3 protein-coding genes are annotated in these 2,401 nt (G+C 60.3%); 1 reads left to right on the forward strand and 2 read right to left on the reverse strand.

From position 1 onward, the window contains the following. Positions 1-37: 37 nt before the first annotated feature. Positions 38-712 carry a DUF4397 domain-containing protein gene (locus NW818_RS11585; RefSeq protein WP_414424632.1) on the reverse strand — a complete coding sequence of 225 codons (675 nt, stop codon included), beginning with the start codon at positions 710-712 and terminating at the stop codon, positions 38-40. Positions 713-716: 4 nt separating this feature from the next. On the opposite strand from NW818_RS11585, the gene NW818_RS11590 reads away from it, so the two are divergent. Beyond that, the gene (locus NW818_RS11590) at positions 717-926 is read left to right on the forward strand and encodes a hypothetical protein (protein ID WP_414424633.1); all 210 of its coding nucleotides are present in this window, start codon (positions 717-719) and stop codon (positions 924-926) included. An 86-nt stretch (positions 927-1,012) separates the two neighbouring features. Here the strand turns inward: NW818_RS11590 and NW818_RS11595 are convergent, their stop codons facing one another. Continuing rightward, complete coding sequence (locus NW818_RS11595) at positions 1,013-2,398, reverse strand: bifunctional sterol desaturase/short chain dehydrogenase (protein WP_414424634.1); 1,386 nt, start codon at positions 2,396-2,398, stop codon at positions 1,013-1,015. Positions 2,399-2,401: the final 3 nt, after the last annotated feature.

The following is a 2,401-nucleotide window of genomic DNA, read 5'->3' on the forward strand; positions in this document are numbered from 1 at the left end:
GTGTTCAGCGTAAATGTATCAGACCGAAACACCTTGGCTATAGGAGCCTGCGAGCTCGAGTTTCCTCTGCCAGCACCAGGCTTAGGGCCGGATTGCTGCGCAACAATCCCGCTACATAGAGGGTATAGACTTTCCCCGCCTCCAGCTGCAGGTCAAACCGCTGCAGGGGAATGCTCCGGCTGGGAGCCGACTGCACACCTGGCGCGGAGGCTGAAGGGGCTATGGCCACTTGAATTTGGGTAAAGCCGGGGCGCATAGCTTGAAAGGTGGATACTTGTCCAAACGCCAACTGGGGCAGCAGTACCCGCCCTTGCTCCCCTTGCCATTGCAGGGCCGGCGCATCGGGAGCAGCGTGGACAAACCGCACCAGGGCTTGATCAAAGGGCGGATGGATGTTGTCTTCCAGCACCAGGGCCGTCATGCGATTCGGCTCGTTGGCAGCAACCACCGAGAATACTCCCCCGCCCCTGAGATTGGCTACGGTTCTGGCCGCAACCAAAGAACTCGCAGGCTGGCCAGGGTTCTCAGGCGTTGAAAACAAAACAATGTCGTACTCGCCCGCCGGTATGCGCACGTACTCGCTCACCGAGCCATAGGCTATGCCCCGAGCAGCTCTCACCCCTCCCACTTCCAAGTCGATCCGAGGGGCATTGGGGGCCACATGCACCAAGCGCACTTGGACTTCAGAAACTCCCGCAGATGCCGAAGGCATCGGGATGGCACAGCCGGACAAAAGCCCCGACATCAACGATCCACCCACCACGCAGAGTACTGCGCTCACCCACCGTCGCACCATGTTCACGCTCACTCCTACTCCTCACACCCAACGCTCATCAGGGATCGAACTGCTGTATTTCTGCAAACCCAAGGAGGGCACTCTCGCTCCCCAAAAGTTCGTATTGGCGCAAGGGATCCCACCCTGCTGACGCCAAGGAACCTGCTCTTGTCTTACTCCACTTTTGCGCCCAATGCCATAGAGCTATGGAACGGGTTGGGATCTAGTTCCTTTTAACTAAACCAAAGGCAAATCACCGGACTCGGCCCCACCTGCAGGATCTGGGTTGGGGGCAGGGATCCCTGGCTGTTCGCGCTCGCGGGACGGAGTCCTTGGAGACCGACGGCTAAACAGGCGGAAATAAGTGCTCACAGCCAGCTCTTTGAGCGGGAAAAGCAAGTAGGTCAGGGGGTTGATGGTGACGATGATGTTGCGGCAGTCTCGTTTGGCCTGGGCCAAGATCTGAGCGGCCACCCAATCTCCCGACATAACCCCAATGGGATTGAGCTGGCTCTTGAAGGGGCCGAGGATGAGCTTGCGCACCACACAGGGGGCATCCAGACGGCGCAGAGTAACCAGATCGCCTAGGGCCCGCTTGGAGAGCTCGTAGAGGGGACTGAAAGCAGGGCTAGCCTCAGCCTCTGAGGTGTTCACCCACACCTCTTTGGTGGCCATCTCAGGGTTGCCGCGCACCGTCTGGAAGAACAGCTCCATTAGGCGCCAACTGGAGAAAGTGTTGACGGCATAGGACTGGCGGACAGACTCGGGATCCCGTTGCCTGTGGACGTTCAGGCCGTGGTTGAGCACCAAGATATCCACCCGCTCCAGCAGCTCAGCCAGGGATCCCTCTTGCCCCACCTGCCAGCGAACGGTCTCCACCGGCTGGATCTGGCCGTCCACTTCGATGTGAACCGAATCCGAATGGGAGCTGAGGGCGATGACTTTGGCCCCCTGCTGGTGAAAATGCTTGAGCAAGGCCCGGCCCAGGGTGCCGGAGGCGCCGGTGACGGCTACTCGCTTGCCTTTCAAGGAGAGACTGGTGCCCATGAGCCGATCTACGAGAGTCAGGGTGCCGCAAAAATAGGCGTTGGTATCGTCGAAGTGGTGCCGCCAGTGGTAGGCGCGGTTGACATGCCATTGGCTGGGAGGAACGGGGAAAGGCCCCGGCTGGTGGGTGATATCCGTCTGCAGGGCCAGCCCCCAACCCCGCAGCATACCAGCCACCCAGAAACTGGCCGAGTAGACCACCCCCACCGTTGCCGCCAGGCCGTACAGCAGGGATCCCTGGCCCAATACCACCACCCAAGGGATCCCGGCCAGGATCATCGTCGCCGCTTCGGGAACGTCGTGGTGCCACTGGGATTCTCGGTACAGCTGTGCATCCACCACGCTAAGGTCGGGGCGGAACAGGCGGTGGTGCAGGATGTGTTTGGGCATCAGCCAGGGCCACCGGTGGGCCAGCCAATGGCGCACATCCCGCACGATCTCAGCCCAAAGGATGGAGGCTAGGGCGACAGCCCCCACCCCTATCCAATGACTTACGCTGCTGACATCCATAGACTCGCTTGCGGTGGCCAAACTGCTCTTGGGCTTGTCGTCGCCTGATACATTTACGCTGAACACTGC

It is taken from the genome of Synechococcus sp. R6-5 (assembly GCF_047461775.1).
GTDB lineage: Bacteria > Cyanobacteriota > Cyanobacteriia > Thermostichales > Thermostichaceae > Thermostichus.